The 19,541-nt window shown below is 57.2% G+C and carries 25 protein-coding genes; 11 read left to right on the top strand and 14 right to left on the bottom strand.

Translation table 11 applies throughout. The annotated features are described in order from the left end of the window. The first annotated feature begins 22 nt into the window (after positions 1-22). Positions 23-1,123, top strand: a complete 1,101-nt coding sequence (locus ACIONG_RS05420; RefSeq protein ID WP_401297249.1) for a low temperature requirement protein A — start codon at positions 23-25, stop codon at positions 1,121-1,123. 228 nt (positions 1,124-1,351) lie between these two features. Further along, positions 1,352-1,654, top strand: a complete 303-nt coding sequence (locus ACIONG_RS05415) for a putative quinol monooxygenase (protein WP_023047152.1) — start codon at positions 1,352-1,354, stop codon at positions 1,652-1,654. 415 nt (positions 1,655-2,069) lie between these two features. Here the strand turns inward: ACIONG_RS05415 and ACIONG_RS05410 are convergent, their stop codons facing one another. Continuing rightward, complete coding sequence (locus ACIONG_RS05410; RefSeq protein ID WP_043862986.1) at positions 2,070-3,053, bottom strand: LLM class oxidoreductase; 984 nt, start codon at positions 3,051-3,053, stop codon at positions 2,070-2,072. 441 nt (positions 3,054-3,494) lie between these two features. Between ACIONG_RS05410 and ACIONG_RS05405 the strand changes: the two genes are divergently transcribed. Further along, on the top strand, positions 3,495-3,680 hold the full coding sequence (locus ACIONG_RS05405; protein WP_401297246.1) for a hypothetical protein: 186 nt from the start codon (positions 3,495-3,497) through the stop codon (positions 3,678-3,680). Between the two features lie 135 nt (positions 3,681-3,815). Here ACIONG_RS05405 and ACIONG_RS05400 read toward each other — a convergent pair whose 3' ends face one another. Next, positions 3,816-4,178 carry a DUF6124 family protein gene (locus tag ACIONG_RS05400; protein ID WP_401297244.1) on the bottom strand — a complete coding sequence of 121 codons (363 nt, stop codon included), beginning with the start codon at positions 4,176-4,178 and terminating at the stop codon, positions 3,816-3,818. Between the two features lie 452 nt (positions 4,179-4,630). Here ACIONG_RS05400 and ACIONG_RS05395 point away from each other — a divergent pair, with 452 nt between their 5' ends. The 5 genes from ACIONG_RS05395 to ACIONG_RS05375 all read left to right on the top strand — a co-directional run bounded on the left by ACIONG_RS05395 (position 4,631) and on the right by ACIONG_RS05375 (position 7,887). After that, positions 4,631-5,080 (top strand): hypothetical protein, encoded by a 450-nt coding sequence (locus ACIONG_RS05395; protein WP_401297242.1) that lies wholly within the window; start codon positions 4,631-4,633, stop codon positions 5,078-5,080. Positions 5,081-5,219: 139 nt separating this feature from the next. Next, positions 5,220-5,936, top strand: coding sequence for a class I SAM-dependent methyltransferase (locus ACIONG_RS05390; protein ID WP_315448720.1), 717 nt, complete (start codon positions 5,220-5,222; stop codon positions 5,934-5,936). A 190-nt stretch (positions 5,937-6,126) separates the two neighbouring features. After that, positions 6,127-6,687 (top strand): hypothetical protein, encoded by a 561-nt coding sequence (locus ACIONG_RS05385; protein ID WP_401297240.1) that lies wholly within the window; start codon positions 6,127-6,129, stop codon positions 6,685-6,687. 70 nt (positions 6,688-6,757) lie between these two features. Next, the gene (locus ACIONG_RS05380) at positions 6,758-7,069 is read left to right on the top strand and encodes a hypothetical protein (RefSeq protein ID WP_401297238.1); all 312 of its coding nucleotides are present in this window, start codon (positions 6,758-6,760) and stop codon (positions 7,067-7,069) included. A gap of 125 nt (positions 7,070-7,194) precedes the next feature. Continuing rightward, positions 7,195-7,887: a M24 family metallopeptidase gene (locus tag ACIONG_RS05375; RefSeq protein ID WP_401297236.1), complete on the top strand. Its 693-nt coding sequence runs from the start codon at positions 7,195-7,197 to the stop codon at positions 7,885-7,887. Between the two features lie 14 nt (positions 7,888-7,901). On the opposite strand, the gene ACIONG_RS05370 is transcribed toward ACIONG_RS05375, so the two are convergent. The 7 genes from ACIONG_RS05370 to ACIONG_RS05340 all read right to left on the bottom strand — a co-directional run bounded on the left by ACIONG_RS05370 (position 7,902) and on the right by ACIONG_RS05340 (position 11,144). After that, complete coding sequence (locus ACIONG_RS05370; protein WP_103307122.1) at positions 7,902-8,060, bottom strand: DUF2986 domain-containing protein; 159 nt, start codon at positions 8,058-8,060, stop codon at positions 7,902-7,904. 51 nt (positions 8,061-8,111) lie between these two features. After that, positions 8,112-8,438, bottom strand: a complete 327-nt coding sequence (locus ACIONG_RS05365) for a low molecular weight protein tyrosine phosphatase family protein (RefSeq protein ID WP_103307123.1) — start codon at positions 8,436-8,438, stop codon at positions 8,112-8,114. After that, positions 8,435-8,629: a hypothetical protein gene (locus tag ACIONG_RS05360; RefSeq protein WP_103307124.1), complete on the bottom strand. Its 195-nt coding sequence runs from the start codon at positions 8,627-8,629 to the stop codon at positions 8,435-8,437. Before ACIONG_RS05360 ends, ACIONG_RS05365 begins: the two co-directional genes overlap by 4 nt. Before the next feature lie 135 nt (positions 8,630-8,764). Then, a complete protein-coding gene (locus ACIONG_RS05355) occupies positions 8,765-9,673 on the bottom strand; it encodes an alpha/beta hydrolase (protein ID WP_315448711.1) in 909 nt (302 codons plus the stop codon). A 67-nt stretch (positions 9,674-9,740) separates the two neighbouring features. After that, positions 9,741-10,169: a hypothetical protein gene (locus tag ACIONG_RS05350; RefSeq protein ID WP_401297233.1), complete on the bottom strand. Its 429-nt coding sequence runs from the start codon at positions 10,167-10,169 to the stop codon at positions 9,741-9,743. Continuing rightward, positions 10,166-10,651, bottom strand: a complete 486-nt coding sequence (locus tag ACIONG_RS05345) for a GNAT family N-acetyltransferase (protein ID WP_213028483.1) — start codon at positions 10,649-10,651, stop codon at positions 10,166-10,168. The genes ACIONG_RS05350 and ACIONG_RS05345 overlap by 4 nt, the downstream gene beginning before the upstream one ends. Before the next feature lie 61 nt (positions 10,652-10,712). Further along, positions 10,713-11,144, bottom strand: a complete 432-nt coding sequence (locus ACIONG_RS05340; protein WP_315448746.1) for a VOC family protein — start codon at positions 11,142-11,144, stop codon at positions 10,713-10,715. A gap of 306 nt (positions 11,145-11,450) precedes the next feature. On the opposite strand from ACIONG_RS05340, the gene panB reads away from it, so the two are divergent. Beyond that, positions 11,451-12,266, top strand: coding sequence for a 3-methyl-2-oxobutanoate hydroxymethyltransferase (gene panB, locus ACIONG_RS05335; RefSeq protein ID WP_401297230.1), 816 nt, complete (start codon positions 11,451-11,453; stop codon positions 12,264-12,266). A gap of 6 nt (positions 12,267-12,272) precedes the next feature. Here the strand turns inward: panB and ACIONG_RS05330 are convergent, their stop codons facing one another. The 5 genes from ACIONG_RS05330 to ACIONG_RS05310 all read right to left on the bottom strand — a co-directional run bounded on the left by ACIONG_RS05330 (position 12,273) and on the right by ACIONG_RS05310 (position 16,761). Further along, a complete protein-coding gene (locus ACIONG_RS05330; protein ID WP_401297228.1) occupies positions 12,273-13,667 on the bottom strand; it encodes a PLP-dependent aminotransferase family protein in 1,395 nt (464 codons plus the stop codon). A 2-nt stretch (positions 13,668-13,669) separates the two neighbouring features. Continuing rightward, entirely contained in the window at positions 13,670-14,389 is a 720-nt protein-coding gene (locus ACIONG_RS05325; RefSeq protein ID WP_401297226.1) for a hypothetical protein, read from the bottom strand. Between the two features lie 36 nt (positions 14,390-14,425). After that, positions 14,426-14,971 carry an AAA family ATPase gene (locus ACIONG_RS05320; RefSeq protein ID WP_103307135.1) on the bottom strand — a complete coding sequence of 182 codons (546 nt, stop codon included), beginning with the start codon at positions 14,969-14,971 and terminating at the stop codon, positions 14,426-14,428. A 54-nt stretch (positions 14,972-15,025) separates the two neighbouring features. Beyond that, positions 15,026-16,078: an NAD(P)/FAD-dependent oxidoreductase gene (locus ACIONG_RS05315; RefSeq protein WP_401297224.1), complete on the bottom strand. Its 1,053-nt coding sequence runs from the start codon at positions 16,076-16,078 to the stop codon at positions 15,026-15,028. Positions 16,079-16,284: 206 nt separating this feature from the next. Beyond that, positions 16,285-16,761 (bottom strand): hemerythrin domain-containing protein, encoded by a 477-nt coding sequence (locus tag ACIONG_RS05310; protein ID WP_315448703.1) that lies wholly within the window; start codon positions 16,759-16,761, stop codon positions 16,285-16,287. 302 nt (positions 16,762-17,063) lie between these two features. Here ACIONG_RS05310 and ACIONG_RS05305 point away from each other — a divergent pair, with 302 nt between their 5' ends. Together ACIONG_RS05305 and cydB are read left to right on the top strand one after the other, a co-directional pair. Then, positions 17,064-18,443 carry a cytochrome ubiquinol oxidase subunit I gene (locus tag ACIONG_RS05305; RefSeq protein WP_401297222.1) on the top strand — a complete coding sequence of 460 codons (1,380 nt, stop codon included), beginning with the start codon at positions 17,064-17,066 and terminating at the stop codon, positions 18,441-18,443. Then, on the top strand, positions 18,440-19,438 hold the full coding sequence (gene cydB / locus ACIONG_RS05300) for a cytochrome d ubiquinol oxidase subunit II (protein WP_401297220.1): 999 nt from the start codon (positions 18,440-18,442) through the stop codon (positions 19,436-19,438). Before ACIONG_RS05305 ends, cydB begins: the two co-directional genes overlap by 4 nt. Positions 19,439-19,541: the final 103 nt, after the last annotated feature.

Below are 19,541 nucleotides of genomic sequence, written 5' to 3'. Positions count from 1 at the left end.
GTGGACACGGAGCCGGCAACTAATGAAATCTTTGAAGTATTATGAAGAAAATCGACACGCCACATGGTTGGAGTTGTTTTTTGACCTGACTTTCGTTGTTACGATAGGCCAGGTTACGCACACTCTCGGACATGTTCATGACGGCCACTTTGAACATAAGCAATTATGGACATTCTTACTGCTTTTTGTACCGTTGTGGTGGATCTGGTCCAGTCACACGATTTACTCCAACAGGTTCAATACAGACAGTAATCTTCACCGTTTGGCAACATTGTTCATAATGCTCCTGCTCATTGTGCTATCGGCACGGATTGGGGAAGACCTGGAAGTGAACTACCCGCTTATTATTGCCTGCTATTTTGGTATACGAGCGATCATCAGTGTTATGTACATTTCATCCATTAGTAAACTCGATTCTCGCGGCGAACTTTCCTCAAGGCTTGGTTTCGCCCTATTAGTTAGCGCAGTTATTAGTCTTTCATCCGTTATTTTTGACCCGCCCTTGCGTTACCTTGTTGCTTATATTGGGATTGTTCTTGATATTCTGTTTCCTGTATTTTTCTGGACTAAACTAAAACCGTTGCCAGCACACACGGAACATTTGGTTGAGCGCATAGGCCTACTCACCCTAATCTTATTGGGGGAGTCAATTATTAGCCTTTCCGGAGGCTTGTCTAACATTCAATGGGGTTATTATAATGTGATGGCGGCCATCACCGGATTTATCATGATTTGCAGTATCTGGTGGATCTATTTTGATAGTTTTTACTTATTGAACAAACATCAAAGCAGTATGAGTGGGCACGCCTTAATCTACTCGCACCTTTTTCTTTTTATGGGGCTGGCACTTCTGGCAAATTTGATTAGGCATGCGATCCTGAACGACATTGCGATACGCGATTTCCAGATTATGTCGATCACCGGCATGGCCTTGTTTTTCCTAGGTAAGCAATATGGCTATTTCATAGCCGTGAGTAGAATAAGGAAATACATACTACAAAACACGTTGATAGTGTTTTCTTTGGGCGGGTTAGTCGTGTTTTTACCCCGCGTCGAGTACATATTGGTCGGCCTGACAGCAACCATGATCTCTTATGTTTTTCTAAATTTCAGATATCGTTGAATCATTATTATCAGACCAGAGGGTGGGACCAAGTGAGCAAACGGCTGACTTGCGGTTACATGCTGCCCACTACGTCGTTCTCACTGCCCGTGCGCTACTCGCCGCTACCCTTGGTCTATTTGGGTTTGTAATCCTGGTATCGTCGACCATAGTTAAGAGTCTCGGATACCCCTCTTAGCTATCGCGATCTGATAGCGCCAGCCGCATCGTAACAACAGGAGCCACATCATGGTCAAAGTAGCGTTGTTCGTTCGCCTGGAAGCAAAACCCGGGAAAGAAAAGGATGTAGAAAGCTTTCTTTTGGGCGGCCTTCCGTTAGTGGAGGAGGAGCCAGCCACTACAGCCTGGTTTGGAATCCGCTTGGGGCCGTCCACCTTTGGCATCTTTGACGCATTCCCGGATGAAGCGGGCCGGCAGGCTCATCTTTCGGGCAAGGTCGCGGCGGCGCTTATGGCAAACGCTGCCGAGCTGTTTGCCGAACCGCCATCAATCGAGAAGGTTGACGTCCTTGCAGCCAAGCTGCCCGGTTAAGCAAATCCAACAGGAAGTTTCATTCAGTTCGGGGAGGCTCACGATGTCTTGTATGAAAATCAGGATCGCCTGGGCCTGCCGCTGTCCCGGGCGGTGATCAATTAAAACACTTGTATTGAAGATAAATGTCATGGCTAAAGTGCTGTGTCCAGGATTCATGCCATGCTTGCGCGTTTGGTATAAGTGAAAGGATATGCGCGCAAATCGCGTCCATGGACGGCGTGGAAGCCGCACAGAATCTGCAAGGCAATCTGCTCATCACGTGTTTAGGATGGGTAGGGTAGATTGTTTGCCGGGCACCGGTCGCTCATGGCGCGAAGATCTCCATCATTGATATAGAACCGTAGGTCATCCGCGCCGTGACACCTAATGGTTTCGTCAAGTGAGCATTCGTCGGCGTAGCAGTGACCGATGTTCAATGAGCTGCCTGACGCGGCTGCACTCCGAACTGCGCAACGATGTGCGTACCCAATTCCTCAATAACTTCCACCGCAGGGCGCTTGCCGTATTTGAGATTGAGAATGACGTGGTCCACGCCGATTTCCTCAAGCGACTCCAGCAAAAATCGTAGATGGTAACGTCCAAGTCTGAACCCCAAATGGATACGTGTGGGTGGCGTTGACGGATTTTCATCGAGATCGATGTACAGCGACTGAGTAAAGGGCTTATACACAGAACCACATTGTTTCGTGACCTCCAGTCGCCAATCTTCCACGACCAGCCGCTGCATGTTCGGAATGCGTGGATAGTTGATCCATCCGTTGCTCTCACGCGCGATCCAATCCAGTGACTGGCGACTGTTGCCGGTCACGAGCATTGGAATGAATTGGGTGGTAGGTTTCGGAATCAGGTCTGCGCCTTGCATTTCACCAGTGCTCCAGTGGATGGGCTCAAAACTGGTGCTGTGGGCACGGCGAATCACTTCGTAGTGTTCTCGAAAGATTTCTCCACGCCTTTCGGGATCGACGCCAAACGCCGAAAACTCCACTGGCCGATCTCCCGAAGCAACCCCCAGAATCAAGCGACCAGTGCTCAACTGATCGACGCTGGCTGACGCCTTGGCCGTGTGCAGGGGATGGTGCAGCGGGATGGCGATGGAGGCGGTGCCAAGTGCAATCTCCGAGGTATGGGCGGCCATATAACCCAGGTAAACCCAGGGGTCGAAGACTTGGCCGACATCCCCGAAGCCAGGGTCGCGAAGCGGCACGTCGCGAAACCAGAGCGCGCAGAAGCCCAGCGCCTCGGCTTGTTTAGCCAGTGTGACCTGGTTGAGCATGCTCGGAGTGTCCCCGTCGAAGGCCTCCATGGGAAAGAACAATCCAAGGCTCAAATGCCCCTGAGTGAAGGTTCGGCTGAACCCTCGATGCTGCTGGTAAGGAATCGTGCTCGGCCGATACATACGGATTGACCTCATGGCAGAACGTGAACAGCGCCCCCGTTTCCAGAGGTGCTGCGGCATCGGTCGCTTTTGAACGGCAGGTGGGGGGACTGGGTCTGGCTTTTACCCGTTGCGCCGTACTGCTGGTCGTGTGGACCGGACTCAGGGGCCAGTTGCTGGCGATAGGCGAGGGTTGATCCGGGTGGGTGTTAAGCGGACGGTCAAAGGAAGTCAGATCTCTCGGTTCTATACCACCAGATGGGCAAGGCGTTCGAGGAATCATTCTATAAGCGTAGGCGGTTTTGCAGCTCTCCGCCATATTCTTACAATCGAGCCGCTTCCGGGCGAAAGTTGCGTATCGAAGACAGTTATCGGTCGTTTCCTACCATTCCAGAACGGCCGCTATTGGCCGATAGTGGACATTTTGGCGTTTCAGGTAAATCCGGCAAGGAGAAAGGGCCAATGGACTTCATTATCGATTTGATAGCTCATCGCATCGGCGTGTTTGTGCCGGGTTTGCTGAGTGGCGGCCGTTTCAAGGGTGAGAGTGGTTTTGCCTGGGGCTGGGCAGTTGTCGTCGGTGGACTGATTCTGCTATCTCCGTTTGCAGCAGTCATAGCTGTGCTCGTCTATACCAGTGCCCCCTGATTTCATGTCTGTAATGGGTCAGAAGCTGCATTTCTCGAACGGTAGCTTTTGGCCGAAAGCAGTCACTTGCAAAGTTCACAGACGTGGCGTTGTTCTGTGGCGACGGATAAACCAGTCGCCACAGAATGACCGCAACTATCCAGCTACATCAACCTTATCCAAAGCACGATTCACCGCCAGCTCCCCAAGCATCACCACCTGCGCAATGCCCAGCAAAGTCTTGCGTATCGGCCCATCCACAAGCCCGGCAACATCACCGAGCATGACACTCGCCGAGGCCAACGATTCGCAGGCATTTGCCAGCAACGACTCAGCATCGGCCTCCGGATCAACCAGAAACATTGTGCTGGGTTTATACGGCGCAGCCATGATCGCCGCCGCTGGCTTGAGGTAATGGTCGAGGGCGCGTTCTGCCGCGTCGTGGAATTTCTTGGAATCGGGTGATTCGTAAGGGGAGGCCGGGTCGGTTTCCGGAGGGTCAGGCGTTTCTTTGCACATTTCTTCTTTTTCCTGTTTGTGGCTGCCGCTCCGAGCTACTAAACAGGGGGTGGCAGCTGTACGCAGGTTAGTAGACCGGGGAAAAGAAGAAAGCCGGCGCGCCCGGGGGCGCCCTACGCACAGCCGCCATCAAATGCAGGTAAGGGATACCTGTCTCAGCGACGCTTTTGCACTTTCATTTACCTCGGGCTACTAAACCCGATCACTGGGAATCAGTGACGGAGATCAAGTTACCGATGGCCCTCCAGGCGCACAAGCCGGCGGATTCTGGCGTAGTCGTAGGCAACGACGCAAGGTGTTGTAGCCTTCTGGGCGTAACGCGGCGTGTCATTTAAACGTTCCCCGGAATCCCTTAAACAAGCACTGAATATCGCTGCCAAAAGCACGCTGTTAAAGTGCATTCCCGCCGCCAAGGTCGGTGCATGGGGTGAACGGTTTTCCGGAGTCGGGTGATGGGTTTTTCTGCAACGATGCGGGAGTGGTTTGGCCAGGATGAGTACGGCCGAGTCTTTGCCGTGTGCGAGGGGCTTCTGGCTCTGCATTTTCTTGCCATGACGCCGGAAGAGCAGCGGGGGGCGATTCCGTACTGCCCGGCCTGTGAGACATGGTCGGAAGTGATGCTGCCGCTGGAAAGAACGCTGACAGCGTGCGCCGGTGCGTTGCCGATGGACATCAGAACCCGGCTGCAAAGTCTGTGGGAGCAATGTAATGGTCTGACGGAAGCGGCTTTTCACTGTGATGACTGGTTCATGTTTGATCATGCGCAATGGCAGCCGCTCAGAGTCGCGGCTGAAGAGTTGAAGCAACTGATGGAGTGGCAGGACATCGAGCCGTTTCGGGAGGAGTTGCTGGAGGATTGCCGCAACGCCATTCGCGGCATCAAGCGTCCAGTGACCGAGTAAGCCTCAGCAGAAAGAAGCGCACGGATGGTGGCGTGCTTGAACTGTGCATTCCTCATGGGAATGCACCACATAAAATCAATGCATTTTTCTTATCCCATCCCTCGGCGTACCTTGCTGCAAAGACAAGGAGAATCGCCCATTGAACGCATCCACCCCGACACCTGCCGATAAATTCGACGCCTCCCGCGCCAACGAATACGCCAGACAAAGCCGCATCGCCCTGGCCGGATACGACGCCTGCCACGATCTCGCGGCGTGCATGTTGGCCGCCCAACTCGGCCACTCGCCCTCGGCAAACGTGTTGGTGGTCGGCGCTGGCGGTACAGCTCAGGAAATCGTTGCGATGGCGTCGCTGGAGCCGGACTGGCACTTCACGGCGATCGATCCTTCCGAGCCGATGCTGGACGCCGCGACGCAGCAGTTGCAGGCCCATGGTTTGCGACATAGAACGACGGTGCGGCTTGGGCTGGTCGACGACTTGCCGGCGGATGAGGTGTTCGACGCGGCTACATTGATCGGTGTGCTGCATCATCTGAATGGCGATGAGCCCAAACGAGCCATTTTGCGGTCCATTCAGGCTCGTCTCAAACCCGGCGCTCCTTTGATCGTTGCGGGCAATCATTACGCCTACGCCAGCCAACCGTTGTTGCTGGCGGCGTGGGGGCAGCGCTGGCGGCAGCAGGGTGCCAGTGCGGAGGAGGTGAGTGCCAAGCTTGGCAAGATTCTGCAAGGTGCGGATCCGCCGCATTCCGAAGCGGCGGTTCAGGCGTTGTTGCATCAGGCGGGGTTTGGCGAGGCGACGCGGTTTTTCAGTAGTTTGTTCTGGGGGGCGTGGCTGACGTGTAAAAGGGACTGAGCGGATGGTGTATCCTCTGCGCCGCACTCCCGGGACAGGATTCTCCCGGGACGAACAAGGATGATTGATGAGTGAATATGGAAGTGTGCCTGTTCCCGCTATACCCAAGCCTTCACAAAATGAAAGAAGTCACGCCGGTGAAACTACCGAATTGCGTGCTGTTTTCGCTGGCCGGAGTATTTAAGTCGTCATGATGCGTTTCATTAAGTCGACAGCCCATATTCTGCTCTGCACGATTCAATACCTGGCCTCGGTTTTGATTAAGTTGGTGTTGGGTATCGCCGCAATACTGGCTTTGATTGTAGTTGTTCTCTACGCAACGGCTGATTCAACGGATCCCGAAATGGTGCCTCGGCTGGATACTCTGGTCACTGCATTTAACGGATATGGAATTTCTTATTATCAGGACCAGGACTGGTGTGAGAGTGTACGTGTCGAGTCGGCTGAGTATGCCAACTCGACCGCCTCGACTTGTGGAGTCGGCGACGAGAAAACGCCGTTTGATGAATCAGGCACGGCGCTTTTTGCCAAAGCCAGGGAGGCGGCGAGAAAAGCAAAAATAGCCCCTATAAGGCTCAGCGTTGAGTCCGCGCAAGGCCGTGTGTCGTTCGCACAAATCCATCTTTCTTGCTTTCTTTGTTACGCATCTTATGTCTATTCACCGCTCGCGAAATACCAGCCTGACAAGGCAGAAAACGCCATCGTCACCGAGATGGGTGGGGGGTGGTATTACGTGTCGACAGGCATTTGATTTAAATGCTCGATGAGCGCTTCTTTGAATTTTTATACGTTTAGCCATTCAGGTCCCGAAAATGAGAAATATGAAACTGTCAGTTGGTGTGCGGAACTTTCTGCTATGGATTTTTATGCTGTTGTTTATAGTCGCTACCAACACGTTGATCTATCTTTCGTCGCTTCTGGATTTCAGTGATGGTTCGCAGCTTATATTTGTCTTCAGTATTTATCTGCTTGTCTACGTGGTGTTTCTGATTTTATTAGTGTGGGCGTGGCAGTCTTTGCACAGACTACTGGCGCTTAAACCACTGCCGGGGCAGAAGATCCTCGTCACTTACGAGGTGACTTTTGACGAGTACGAAAAGCTCAAAAATTACTTGGCAGAGATTAGAGCCTGAAAGCAGTGCTTGAGTGAGCGAGTACGCTGTGTCAGCTAATAAACGCTGGTCGACGGCAAGGAGGAAAGTGGTTACGGATACTCAATCAGCTTTAATCGAACCGATCATAAAAGGAGCTTCCGTTCATGCCCGCGCCACGCAATCGACTCGTCCAGGCAGCGGCGAAATCCGTTCTCGCCCAACTCGTTGATCACATCATCCCAGGCTCTACAGAAGCCTCTATCGCGAAGTTCGCCGCCGACCGACTGGCGCACGCGGGGTACCCGCAAACCTGGTACTACGATTGCCCGGCCTTCGTACTTTTGGGGTCGCGTAGCCTGCTTTCAGTGTCCGGCCGCGATTATCAGCCCAGTGAAGAAAAGGTCGGCTTATATAACCTGATAACCGTCGATCTCAGCCCGCGATCAGGCGATATCTGGGGTGATTGTGCTCGTTCGTTTTACGTTGAAGATGGAGTGTGTCGAACGATGCCGGTGGGTGAGGAGTTCACTGGCGGATACGCGGTGCAACAGCGCTTGCATGCGCACATGCTGCAATTTGTTCGTCCTGAAACCACGTTTAACGACTTGTATGAGTGGGCTAATGAGGCTGTTCTCGATATCGGTTGCGAGAATCTGGACTTCCTTGGCAACGTCGGTCACAGCATCTGCGAGCGACGGGAGCAAAGGCTCTACATTGAATCGGGTAATCACCGGCAACTGGGTGAGGTGTCCTGTTTCACGTTCGAACCGCATGTCCGTTTTCACGGCGGTCAGTGGGGTTACAAGCATGAAAACATCTACTACTTCGACGAGGACGGTGCGCCCTGTGAACTGTAGGGCAGATACCTGAATCAGCTCTCGGACGAAACCACCGACTCCGAACTAGCCTCGGCTTCCAGTTTCGCGCGCTCGGCCTTGCTGATGTATTTAGGCTTTTTCGGGGCCAGTTTTGCGTTGGCCTTTTTGGCTTTTTCCTTGAACAACTGCTGCAGTTTTTTCTGACGATTCATATTTTTCACTCGATGTATTAGTGGCGGAGGGCAGTGGTTCAAGCCAATAGTCTAGGTGTTGAGGTAGGGCGTCACGGTGTCTTCGAGGATGCTCATCAACTCAGGATCCATGTAGCGATAGTCATCCGGAATATCCAGCGTGTGGATCGGCTTGTACTCAAGTAACCGGGCGTATTCGGCCTGCAAGCGATTCAAGTGTTTGCGTTCCATGACGAAGATGACATCGGCCCAGCGGATATCCGCCGGGCCGACCGGTTTGCGTGCATTGGGGCTGGTGCCGGCCGAGCGGGCGTCGAAGCCGGGGCGGCGGCGCCAGATGGCTTCCGCCGTGGGGCTGCGCCACTGGTTGCGGCTGCAGATGAACAGGAGATTGGTCACTCTTGATCCAACAATTGGCGCGTGGTGCGGATGGGATAGGGCATGCCGAGCTGGCGTGCCCTGACCAGCTTGTCAGAACGGGTGTATATCAACTTCCAGTTCTTTTCCGGCTTGAACTTCAGCGGATCGGCCGCTTTGCCATTGCCGCATTTACGGGCCTGTTTACGTCGCCAGGCGCGGGTTCTTTGCATGATTGTTTCCTCGTGAGTACCGGGTTCAGCAGCCGCGGTAATACGAGTTGCGGGTATGTTAAGCGTGAATCGGGGCCGTGACTAGTTGCTGAGTTCTTCGCGTTTGGCATGCGCAGCAAAAACACCGCCATTCCCTCACATCGAAATAAAGTCCCGAACAGCCTTGATTGTCGGCGCCGGCGCTTCCTCCATCAACCAATGCCCCGCACCCGGAATCACCACTTCAGTGACCTTGTCCGCGGCGTTGCGCATGACGATCGCTTCGTTGTTGCCGAAGGATTTCTCACCGCCCACGGCCAGCACTGGCATGGTCAGACGCTTTTGCAGTACGGGTTCGTTGTCGGTCGCGTCCTGGCGAATGCTGCGGAACTGCGCGAACGCCGCGTGCATGGCGCCGGGGCGCGCATAAAGTTTGGCGTAATGCTGGCGGGTGTCTTCGTCGATTTTCGCCGGGGTGCCGGCGAATTCATTCCAGAAACGGTCGAGGTAGATGCGCTCGCGTCCGGCCACCAGACGCTCCATGTCAGCGCCGCCGAAGTCGAAGTGCCAGAGCATCGGCGAGCGCACGATGTCGTTCCACGGCGTGATCCCCGGGACCGGCGCGTCCATGACCACCAGACGCTCGGTCCGCTCTGGATAGCGGGCGGCATAGGCGAAGGCGACCATAGTGCCGATGTCGTGGCCGATGACCACCGAGTGCTCGATTTTCAGGGCGCTCAAGACCGCGCGAATGTCACCGGCCTGAGTCTTCTTGTCGTAGCCAGTTTCAGGGATCGACGACAAACCCATGCCACGCAGGTCGGGCACCACCACCGTATGATCACGCGCCAGATCCGCTGCCAGCGGTGCCCACATGTCGCCGGTATCGCCGAAGCCATGCAACAGCACCACGGCCGGGCCTTTGCCACCGACGCGCACGTGCATTGTCGCGCCGTCGACGGGGATCTCTTGAACCCGGAACACCGCAGGAAATGGAGTGATGTCAGCATGGGCCGCAAAGCTCAGGGCGAGCAGGCTCAGGGCGGTCAACAGAGAGCGAGTCATGTCGGTGTCTCCAATCAGACGAGCGCAGGAAGTAAGCGCGCTCGATCAGCGTAGTCGAATTGGAGAGCTAACCTTGATGATTGCCCGGGCAGTCTGACGGTGTGGTGCCGATCTGGATCATGCCGACGTACACGGTGCTTGAAGGGCCATAACCCCAGATTAGTGGTCCGCCATAAGCCACCAGATCATAGATTTCGCTCTCGCCGAGCAACTGGCCATTGCGATTGTCGTACAAACGAAAAAACGCCGGGCTCTCCCAACTGACGAACCACGTCCGATCCTGCGGATCGTCCGGGTGGAACTGAGGATGAAAGGAATTGAACAACAGCCAATGGGGTCTGAACTGCTGGACACGCACGCAGCCGTCGGGGCTGATATCCGCGGCCCCGTCCGGCTTGGCGAGCGCTCTTTCCCACCAGTCTGAGGCCGTCCATAGCCCGGCGTAGAACAGCAATAAACCGAAGACGATCAGGGCGAGTCGTTTTTGCCTGCTCATGCCAGACGCATACCCATTTCGACTGCGCGATGCTCGAAGCCGAACTCCGCATACATACGCGCCGCGCGTTCATTGAACGGCCACACCGTCAGGCGTAAGTCCTGAGCGTCATGTTCGATGCCCCAATCCTTGACCCTTTGCATCAGCGCTCGACCAATGCCTTTGCCGGAAAACCGCTCCGCCACGCACACCGAGCCGATGCGCACGACATTCTGCGGTTGCATCAGCGGCCCGGCGCTTGCCGAAAGATTGGCGGTAATGAAGGCCGCCGGCTGATCACCGACGTGGGCAATGAAAGCGACCTGATTCGGCTTCTCGAACACCCCCGACCAGTGCGGCAGGTCGCGGGAAAAGTCTTCGGTGGGCGCGGCGTAGATATCGGGACGGGCGGCGTGGTGCACAGCGTTTAGCAACTGACCCAACTCGCAAAAGGTCAGTGCGTCTTCGGCGGTGGCGAGCCGGTAAGTGATGGTGTCATCCATGATGGATATTTTCCTTGAGAGTGTTGAGTGGCCGCAGTGAGAACTGGGCAATGGCGTGCCTTCAGATTGAGCTGACCTGCCGCTCACCCAGACGCTCCACCAGCCTGATGAGGTAACCATCGGGGTCCTGAACAATAAACTCGCGCTGGCCGACCTCGACGTTGTCCGCCCGGTACCACGTATCTTTGCATGCCCGGAAAAGTGCAAAGCCTGCCTGCTCCAGTCTGTGGATTACAGGGGCGACCGCTTCAACGTCAATTTGCAGATTGATGCCCCGGCCAAAGGGTTTGCTCAGCGCTGCGGTCAGCCATTGACCGGCGTGCGGATCGACTTGCTCAAGCATGACTTGAGCGCCGTTCAGGTCCAGATAGGCGAAGCCGTCTTCGGGGCGTTGGTAAGCGATGCTGAAACCCAGACAAGCGACCCAGAAAGCCAGGCTTTTCTCCAGGTGAGTCACCATGAGCTCTGGCACCAGCCTGTTGCGATGAAACATGAGATGACGTCCTTTTCGAGTCGTGCAGTCCATTGGCAGCCTCTTTAAATCGAACATCACAGAGGGTGACAGTTCAGGAGGCCCATTCGCCACACTTTACTCGAGATGAGTATCAGGCAGGGCGCAGATTCCGCTCGCGGCTGGGGGCTGGGTTGCTTTTCTGGCGGAATCTGTACATTGAATTCTCCCCTGTGCAGCCAATAATCGGGCACTCACTCCGCTGGGAGTCGAGTGCCATGTGGAAGCATTCGGCAGTGCCTTCGAGAAGGTCTCTCAGCCACGGACAAACCTTTCAGGACGACGCACATGAGCAGCCATACCCGCACCAAACGACTGACCGTTCCACAACTGGTGGCGATGAAAGGCCAGCAGAAAATCGTCTCGCTGACGGCGTATTCCAGTGCCATCGCCAAGCTGATCGACCCGATTGTCGATTTCATTCTGATTGGCGACTCGACGGCAATGGTCGGCTATGGCCGGCCCTCGACACTGAGCATGCAGCTCGAAGAAATCATCGGCCACACCCGGGCGGTGGTCGATAGCACGCAACTGGCTTGCGTCGTCGCCGATATGCCGTTTGGCAGCTATCAGGAATCCCATGAACAGGCTTTTCGCAATTGCGCCCAGGTGCTGGCGCGCACCGGGTGTGATGCGGTCAAGCTGGAGGTGAACACGGCGCTGGCGCCTACCGTCGAGTTTCTTGTGGCGCGCGGTGTACCGGTCATGGCGCACATCGGGCTGATGCCGCAGTTCGTCAATGTCATGGGCGGCTTCAAGGCCCAGGGGCTGACTGCTGAAACCGGCGCGGTGATTGCCGAGGATGCCCGGGCGAGTCTTCAGGCGGGCGCGTTCAGCCTGGTGCTTGAGGGCGTGGCCGAAGGCGTGGCGCGGCAGATCACTGCAGATTCGAAAATGCCCACCATCGGCATTGGCGCTTCGCCGGCGTGCGACGGTCAGGTGCTGGTCACCGAAGACGTGTTGGGCCTCGGCGGTGCGCACGTACCGCGCTTCGTCAAACAGTACGCCGATGTCGGCGCGGTGATTCGTGAGGCCTGCGAGCGCTTTGCCGATGAGGTGCGTCAGGGGCAATTCCCTGAAGCGCGGCATTGCTATGGACTCTGAACGGGGCTAACGGGCTTCGTCGAACGCCTGAGCCAGTTGCTTCAAGGCCTGAGCTATATCCTTGTGCCATTCGAGGGTGTAGCTCAGACGCAGGTGATGTTTCCAGGCGCCTTGCTGACTGAACACTTCCCCGGGAACGATGACGATGCGTTGCTTCAGCAAGCGCTCAAAGACCCGCCGCATGTCCACCGGGTGTGTGGCTTTGAGCCAGAAACTGGCGCCGCCCTGCGGGACCACTACCTGCCATCGACCTTTGCCATGCTCCTCCAGCAACGCTTTCATGCGCTGCATGCGCTCCTGCAACAGCGCGCGAAGCGTGATCAAGTGCTGGTCGATGCGTCTGGAGTGGAACAGGCGGGCGATTGCTTTCTGCCGGGTCGGCGAAAGGCGAAAGCCTCGCTCGATAAACAGCCGATGAAATTGCAGCGGCTGCTGGCGACAGAGCACGTAACCGTAAGGGGCTTCCGCGCCAATGATCTTGTCGAAGGTCGAAAACACCAACAGTTTCTCCGGGTCGGCAAAATCGCGGTAGCGAGCAGGTTCCGGTTCGAAGCAGAGTTCACCGTAGGTATCGTTTTCGAACAGCCAGATATCCCGCTCTGCCAACCAGCGGCAGATTTGCTGTTTGTCCTGCGCCGGCATCAGGTTGCCTTGGGGCACGTTCACCGTCGACGACAGCACCGCCAAGCGGATGGGCTCATCGTTGAGCAGCGCATTGAGCGCTGGCAGGTCAAAGCGTCCTTGCTCGTTCAGGGGCATTTCGATCACGCGAATCTGCGCCGCTTGCAGCTGGCGCAGAATCGCCCAAGAGCACGGCGATTCCACCACCGCCAGCGTGCCTTGCAGGTTCAGCGCCTGCAGCGACAGCGCCATCACACTCTGCAGATCGGCGCCGATGTAGACATGTTCGGCCTGCCAGTAATTCTCCGTGGAACGTGTATAGCGCTCGGCCAACGTGGCGCGCAGTTCCGATTCACCCAACGGCTGATAGTGCGGCGCCGGATCGCCCGGGTATTGCCGGGTCAGTTCGCGCTCCATCATCAACAATGGATTCTGCAGTGACGCCAGCATCGCCGGCGCGTCGCTGCACAGTGCGAGCATGCCCGGTTGCCGTGCGTTGAAGAACGCGCTGTCCAGCAGGTTGGTCGAGCGGTCATTCGGTAGCGGGGCGGGCGTCGATCGGGTGAAATAACCGAGCTTGGGTCGGGCGTAGATTCGCCCTTCGTCTTCAAGCAGCGCGTAGGCGTATTTGGTGGTCGACACCGACACGCTCAGGCGCTGGGCGAGTTGGCGCAGGGAAGGGAGCTTCTGTTCCCCCTTGACGCTCGTGGTCTCGATCAAACCGACCAGGTAACGGTAAACCGCTTGATAGGCGAAAGTGACGTCTTTACGGCTATCCATACTCACTCGCTGCCATTTTTATCGTGCGCTGAGGTCAGTGCGCGATCCACAAGGTATGCCGGCTGTGAGTCATGCAGTGTCTGCGCGGTGTCGAGTACCTGTTTGATCAACCGCCGTTCTTCGCCCGTCAATATTTTCCTGCCGAAATCCTGGAACACGCCACCCGGATCGATGTGCAACGAGAAGAGCCCGATGATCTGCTCGTCGATCTCCTCGAAAATCAATTCCATAAAAGCCTCGTTCGCTGTCGCGGTCAGATAGGTCATTCCTTCAACGACCGCGCTGCCGGACCACGAGATTCGCTCCCACGCCCATGCATTGCCGAGTAGATCCCATGGGTTTGAGTGCGCTGGGAGTGCTTGCAGCACCGACAGAAAACGCTCGCAGGAAAGCACATCAAGCTCATATTCGCGCTTGCCAGAGTGGGCGCGGCGCGAGGCTTCTGTTGTTGAGGCGGGGGCTTGAGCTGCGCCGACCACGTTGGCCTTCAAGAGGTAGCTTTGGGCAATTTCCGAAGGCTGTTCACTCCAGTCGTTCAAGTCGGAAACCGGCGGAGTCCAGACTAGATGGATGGTTTCGCCGTCGGCTGGAAGGTCGTTGTTATCAAAGAACGCGAAGGTTCTTGCGCCAATGCTTGGCAATATTTCATCGAGGCGAAGCGTGGCGGCGCCGTAGTCGATTCCTCGATGCTGAGACCAGAACATCGGCCAGTAGATTTTCATCGGTAAACGCTCCGAACAGGCAGTTCTGGTTTCACTTCAGATGTGTGAGGCTTCAGTAGTTTGAGCTTGAGTCGACAGGCCGGCCAGAAACGCCGAAATCTGCTGCGAGCCTCGCAGGTGAACGACCGGAATTTGCGCGCCGATGGCCAAGCGATTAGCGTCAATGCTCGGGCGATTGACCCGATCAAAGTGCCAGACGAACTTCAGAAAACCCAGAAATGCTTTATCCAGCCGCTCAGTGCAACCGGCCGGCAGGTCTGCGCGTGGCCGGTTCAACACGCTGCGCAGAATGACCCGCCCCAAACAGGTCAGGCGCGGCGTATCGAGCCAGATAATCAGATCCGCACGGGGCAGCCGCAGATCGAAGGTGCGTCGCGAATAATTACCCTCGCAGACCCAAGCGTCACCGGCGATAGCGTGTCGCACCCGCTCGCGGAACATCTGGTTATCCGGCTCGATCCAGCCGGGCTCCCAGAACAGCGGATCGAGGTGCACCACGGGCAGACCCAGACGTCGGCCAATGTCCCGGGCGATGGTCGATTTTCCACTGCCCGAGTTGCCCAGAATAACGATGCGCTGCATGTGCAAATCCTTTGCGAAAAAAGCCGCCAAGTCTAAATCAAGTGCGGCCTGGATTTACAGGAATCGCGCGGGACGACACGGGGCGAGGGCGGCCGATGATTGGCCGTCGATGATTTCCTCGCTGGCGAGTCGGCCGACGATTGCGGCCAGTGTGACGCCGGGGTGGATCGAGCACACGTAGGCGCCAGTGACATTGGGCAGGAAGCCGACGATGGGCAGGCTATCGGCAGTGACGGGTTTGAGGCCGATGCAGGCGGACTCTGGCTCGATGGACATGATCCCGTGAAGTTCGTTCTGAATGGCTTTGGCGGTTCGCAGTGCGATCGCCTGCGGAGAATTTTGCGGCGTGTCGTCGAGGTAATCCTCCGCAGCCAGCAAGGTGTCATCCGCACCTCGCCGAACTTCCATTTGTGGGTTGGAAATGATGCCGCGCACGACATCGGCCTGGGTCTTGTAGCGAATGAGGATGACCGGGGCAGCCGCAATGGGCAGCGCGGCGTTGAGCAGGGCGGTCAGATGGGGAATACCGGTGCCTGCTGCGATGACGACAATGTCGCTGGCGATAATGCCGGCGGTGGTTTCAACGCCGGTTACCTTCGTGCCGCTGAGGGTGAAACCGAGCACTCCGGTCTGTGTGAGTACCCGGGCGCCAAAGGACTGGGCGCCGGCGATCAAGGCATGGGTCGCGGGCGCCGGTTCGAGTGCGCCTTCTTCGGCGGCGAAATGGGCTTGCTGCGGGGGATGCTTGAGGTTCGGCTCACGGGCGAGAATCTCGGCGCGTGGCAGCAGGGTTGCAGACGTTTGCGCGATGTCATCAATGCTCGCGCCGTAGGACAGCGCGCCGGTCCAGCGTATTTTCAGCGTGGGCAGTTCGGTTTCGAGTCGGCGGTATTCGTTGATCGCCGCACCGCGCAGTTGCGCGATAGGATCGGGCCCGGCGTAAGTGGCGTTGATCCAGCCGAATGAGCGTCCCTTCGCGCCGCACGCGATGTCTTCGGCCTCGATCAGCGTGACGTCGGCACCTTTGCCCGCTAGGTGATACGCCAGTGACGCGCCGACGATGCCTGCACCAATGACCACGATGCGCTTGCCTGCTCCCTGTTCCATATCCACCTCCCTGTTGTTGACCGGATGACGGTACTACAGGTCGGCGCGGGCTGGTTCGCGAATGTAGCTTGGCATTCAGAGTTGATTGCGGCCGATCTGCCGCCTTCGGGAGCAAGCCCCCTCCCACAAGTGATCTTCAGTGGTGGTTGGATTGATGCAACAAAAAAGCCCGGCATTTCTGCCGGGCTCGGGGGGCGATCAAATACTTACGCGGCCATGTTGCCGGCCGCCATGTCCTTCTTGTAACTGGCTTTCATCGCTTCCATTTCGGCGCCGAGTTCGTCGAGCTTGGCTTTGCCGAGGAGTTTTTTCGCCTGCGGGAACATTTCCGTCTCTTCCTCTTCGATATGGTGCTCCAGCAGCTCCTTGACCACTTTCACCCGACCAGCGAACTCGGGCGTGCCGGGGTCGGTCATCTTCAGATCCGGCAGGACCAGCGAGTCCACGGTGCGGTGCTCTTCCTTGGCTTCGTAGTACATGATGTCCTGCTCTTTGCTGCCGGCTTCCTTGAATGCCGGATAGAGTATTTCTTCTTCGAGGCGGGTGTGGATCGAGATTTCCATTTCCAGCTTGGCCAGCAGTTCCGTGCGTTTTTTTATCGCCCGGTCGGTGGATTCGCTGAGTTGCGACAAGATGCCTTTCACTTTTTCATGGTCGGCTTTGAGAAGGTCGATGGCGTTCATGGGGGGTTGCCTCTGCTTTCACGGATTGAACACAGGCCGTTGTGCCACGGCGCTGTGGAGTCCCTGAAGCTGTCGCATTTGCTGTGCCAACTCCCGCCGAAACCGCCAACCGCGCTGGCGCAAGGGTTTGCGCGAGGCCGGGGCAAAAGGCCTTCGTGCAGCCTGCATGAACAGCCCCCGGCCGGCATTGCAGATCACCGCTTGGGATGAATTTGCGCGGCCGCGCTGATGTCCAACTCACAACAGGCGATACGCCTTCGAGGACGACGTGATGCGCAAAAAACCGCAAACCGGACGCCGCCATGGATACCGTTGAATCCGCGCTGATGGCGGCGCGCAGCCAGTTCGCGATCACCATCAGTTTTCATATCGTGCTGGCGGCGTTGAGCATCGGCCTGGCGAATTTCCTGATGGTCCTTGAAGCGCTTTGGCTGAAGAGCGGGCGCAAGATCTATCTGGACATCTATCGCTATTGGCTCAAGGTGTTTGCCCTCAATGTGGCGGTGGGCGTCGCTTCAGGGCTGATTCTGGAATATCAGTTTGGGCTGAACTGGTCGCGGCTGGCGGTGCAGGCGGGGGATGTGCTCGGGCCTTTGATGTTTTACGAAGTGCTCGCGGCGTTTTTTCTTGAGGCCGGTTTCCTCGGGATCATGCTGTTCGGCATGAAAAAGGTCGGCCCGCGTCTGCATTTTTTTGCCACGTGTTCGGTTGCAGTGGGCTCGTTGATCAGCGCGTTCTGGATCCTTTCGGCCAATTCGTGGATGCACACGCCCGTGGGCTATGCGCTTGCCGCCGACGGCCGATTCATCGCCGAAGACTGGTGGGCGATCATCTTCAATCCGTCGTTTCCCTATCGTCTGCTGCACATGACCCTGGCCGCGCTGCTCGGCACCGCCACCCTGGTGGCTGGCGCCAGTGCGTGGCAACTGTTGAAGGCGTCGGGCAATCCGCGGGCGCGCCTGCAATTTTCCATGGCGCTGTGGACGATTGTCGTGCTGATGCCGGTGCAGATCGTGGTCGGCGATCTGCACGGGCAAAACACTTTGCAGGTCCAGCCGCAAAAAGTTGCCGCCATCGAAGGGTCCTGGACTCGCCCGGCCGAAGGGGCGGGCGAGCCCTTGCGTGTGTTTGCCTGGCCGGACATGAGCGAGCGCCGCAATCACTGGGAGGTGGCGATCCCGCGCATCGGCTCTCTATACCTGACGCACGACTTGCGCGGCAGCATCGCCGCGCTGGACGAGTTCCCGCCGCAGGACATTCCGCCGGTGGCGCCGGTGTTTTTCGCCTTTCGGCTGATGGTCGGGCTGGGCCTGTTGATGCTGGGGCAGGGCGTGGTCAGTCTGCTGATGCGTCGACGGCACAGACTCTACGTCGCCCGCTGGTGGTTGTGGAGCAGCGTGCTGCTGGCGCCGGCTGGTTTCGTGGCGATGCTCAGCGGCTGGGTGGTCACCGAGGTTGGCCGACAGCCGTTCACCGTCTACGGTCTGTTACGCACGGCGGACAGTCTGTCGCCGGTTTCCCGCGCGCAGGTGCTGACATCGACCTGGCTGATCTTGCTGTTTTATCTGCTGATCTTCGGCATCGGGCTGTGGGTGCTGTTGCGCGTTCTGCGCGAACCACCCCACGAAGACGAACCCGGACCACAGCCGACCCTGGCCGATGAAACGGGGCACTCCCGATGATCGACACCGACTGGATCACGCTGCTGTGTGCCGCCGCCCTGGCCTTTTCGGTGATGAATTATGTGCTGCTAGATGGCACCGACCTCGGTGTGGGCATGCTGATGGGGCTGACCCGATCCAGTCATGATCGCCGCGCCATGGCCGTGACCATTCTGCCGATCTGGGACGCCAACGAAACGTGGCTGGTGCTGGGTGGCGGCGGGCTGCTGGCGCTGTTTCCGTTGGCGTATGCGGTGCTGCTGCCGGCGTTGTACCTGCCTTTTATTCTGATGTTTCTGGCGTTGATTCTGCGCGCGGTGGCCCTTGAGTTTCGCGACTACGCGCCGAGCGAAAAGACCAAGCGCATGGTCGATGGCGTGTTGCTGGTCGGTTCGCTGGCCACCGGTGCCATTCAGGGGGTAGTACTGGGGACGTTGGTGCAGGGTGTGCCGCACGCGAATGGTCAGTACAGCGGCAATGGCGCTGAATGGCTGACGCCGTTTCCGTTGTTTTGTGGTCTGGTGCTGGTGTCGGGCTACGCGTGGCTGGGGGCGAGTTGGCTGTACTGGCGCACCGTGGATGACCTGCAAAAACGCTGCGAACGCCAGGCGAAAGTGCTGGCGCTGGTCACCGTGGGATTGTTGCTGGTGCTGGTGCTCTGGACGGCGCTGCTGCAGGGGCAGTATTGGCAACGACTGACCGACGCTCGTGTGTGGCTGCCGTCGACAGCGCTGCTGATCGCATTGCTCGCATTCTTCTTGTTGGGGTTTCGCAGCCGCTTCAACGCCTTGCCGTTGTTCGCGGCGTTGGCTGTGTTCATCCTCGCATTTACCTTGATGCTGACGGCGTTGTTTCCCTTGATCGTGCCGCCGGATCTGACCTTGCAAGCCGCCACGTCCAGCCCGAAAAGTCAGGTGTTCATGCTGATCGGTTTCGCCGTGCTGATTCCGCTGACGCTGGTCTACAACACCTATGGCTTCAAAGTCTTCAGCGGCAAGGTGCGGATTGGCGAATGACGCCACTTATCCGAATAGGCCCAAACGTTATGAACTCGCATCGGCCTTTGTCCTTCCGAAATTGAAGCAGCCATCCTTTCATTCGAACGTACGAGGACACCCC

This window comes from Pseudomonas sp. NPDC087817, assembly GCF_044742875.1.
Taxonomy (GTDB): domain Bacteria; phylum Pseudomonadota; class Gammaproteobacteria; order Pseudomonadales; family Pseudomonadaceae; genus Aquipseudomonas.
Note: the sequence above shows the minus strand (reverse complement) of the source record. Positions and strands in the feature narration are given on the sequence as shown.

What these genes read in the sequence shown, in the direction of transcription:
- ACIONG_RS05420 (WP_401297249.1), top strand. Translation starts at nt 23, where the DNA reads ATGAAATCTTTGAAGTATTATGAAGAAAATCGACACGCCACATGGTTG.
- ACIONG_RS05415 (WP_023047152.1), top strand. Translation starts at nt 1,352, where the DNA reads ATGGTCAAAGTAGCGTTGTTCGTTCGCCTGGAAGCAAAACCCGGGAAA.
- ACIONG_RS05410 (WP_043862986.1), bottom strand. Translation starts at nt 3,053, where the DNA reads ATGTATCGGCCGAGCACGATTCCTTACCAGCAGCATCGAGGGTTCAGC.
- ACIONG_RS05405 (WP_401297246.1), top strand. Translation starts at nt 3,495, where the DNA reads ATGGACTTCATTATCGATTTGATAGCTCATCGCATCGGCGTGTTTGTG.
- ACIONG_RS05400 (WP_401297244.1), bottom strand. Translation starts at nt 4,178, where the DNA reads ATGTGCAAAGAAACGCCTGACCCTCCGGAAACCGACCCGGCCTCCCCT.
- ACIONG_RS05395 (WP_401297242.1), top strand. Translation starts at nt 4,631, where the DNA reads ATGGGTTTTTCTGCAACGATGCGGGAGTGGTTTGGCCAGGATGAGTAC.
- ACIONG_RS05385 (WP_401297240.1), top strand. Translation starts at nt 6,127, where the DNA reads ATGATGCGTTTCATTAAGTCGACAGCCCATATTCTGCTCTGCACGATT.
- ACIONG_RS05380 (WP_401297238.1), top strand. Translation starts at nt 6,758, where the DNA reads ATGAAACTGTCAGTTGGTGTGCGGAACTTTCTGCTATGGATTTTTATG.
- ACIONG_RS05375 (WP_401297236.1), top strand. Translation starts at nt 7,195, where the DNA reads ATGCCCGCGCCACGCAATCGACTCGTCCAGGCAGCGGCGAAATCCGTT.
- ACIONG_RS05370 (WP_103307122.1), bottom strand. Translation starts at nt 8,060, where the DNA reads ATGAATCGTCAGAAAAAACTGCAGCAGTTGTTCAAGGAAAAAGCCAAA.
- ACIONG_RS05360 (WP_103307124.1), bottom strand. Translation starts at nt 8,629, where the DNA reads ATGCAAAGAACCCGCGCCTGGCGACGTAAACAGGCCCGTAAATGCGGC.
- ACIONG_RS05355 (WP_315448711.1), bottom strand. Translation starts at nt 9,673, where the DNA reads ATGACTCGCTCTCTGTTGACCGCCCTGAGCCTGCTCGCCCTGAGCTTT.
- ACIONG_RS05350 (WP_401297233.1), bottom strand. Translation starts at nt 10,169, where the DNA reads ATGAGCAGGCAAAAACGACTCGCCCTGATCGTCTTCGGTTTATTGCTG.
- ACIONG_RS05345 (WP_213028483.1), bottom strand. Translation starts at nt 10,651, where the DNA reads ATGGATGACACCATCACTTACCGGCTCGCCACCGCCGAAGACGCACTG.
- ACIONG_RS05340 (WP_315448746.1), bottom strand. Translation starts at nt 11,144, where the DNA reads ATGTTTCATCGCAACAGGCTGGTGCCAGAGCTCATGGTGACTCACCTG.
- panB (WP_401297230.1), top strand. Translation starts at nt 11,451, where the DNA reads ATGAGCAGCCATACCCGCACCAAACGACTGACCGTTCCACAACTGGTG.
- ACIONG_RS05330 (WP_401297228.1), bottom strand. Translation starts at nt 13,667, where the DNA reads ATGGATAGCCGTAAAGACGTCACTTTCGCCTATCAAGCGGTTTACCGT.
- ACIONG_RS05325 (WP_401297226.1), bottom strand. Translation starts at nt 14,389, where the DNA reads ATGAAAATCTACTGGCCGATGTTCTGGTCTCAGCATCGAGGAATCGAC.
- ACIONG_RS05320 (WP_103307135.1), bottom strand. Translation starts at nt 14,971, where the DNA reads ATGCAGCGCATCGTTATTCTGGGCAACTCGGGCAGTGGAAAATCGACC.
- ACIONG_RS05315 (WP_401297224.1), bottom strand. Translation starts at nt 16,078, where the DNA reads ATGGAACAGGGAGCAGGCAAGCGCATCGTGGTCATTGGTGCAGGCATC.
- ACIONG_RS05310 (WP_315448703.1), bottom strand. Translation starts at nt 16,761, where the DNA reads ATGAACGCCATCGACCTTCTCAAAGCCGACCATGAAAAAGTGAAAGGC.
- ACIONG_RS05305 (WP_401297222.1), top strand. Translation starts at nt 17,064, where the DNA reads ATGGATACCGTTGAATCCGCGCTGATGGCGGCGCGCAGCCAGTTCGCG.
- cydB (WP_401297220.1), top strand. Translation starts at nt 18,440, where the DNA reads ATGATCGACACCGACTGGATCACGCTGCTGTGTGCCGCCGCCCTGGCC.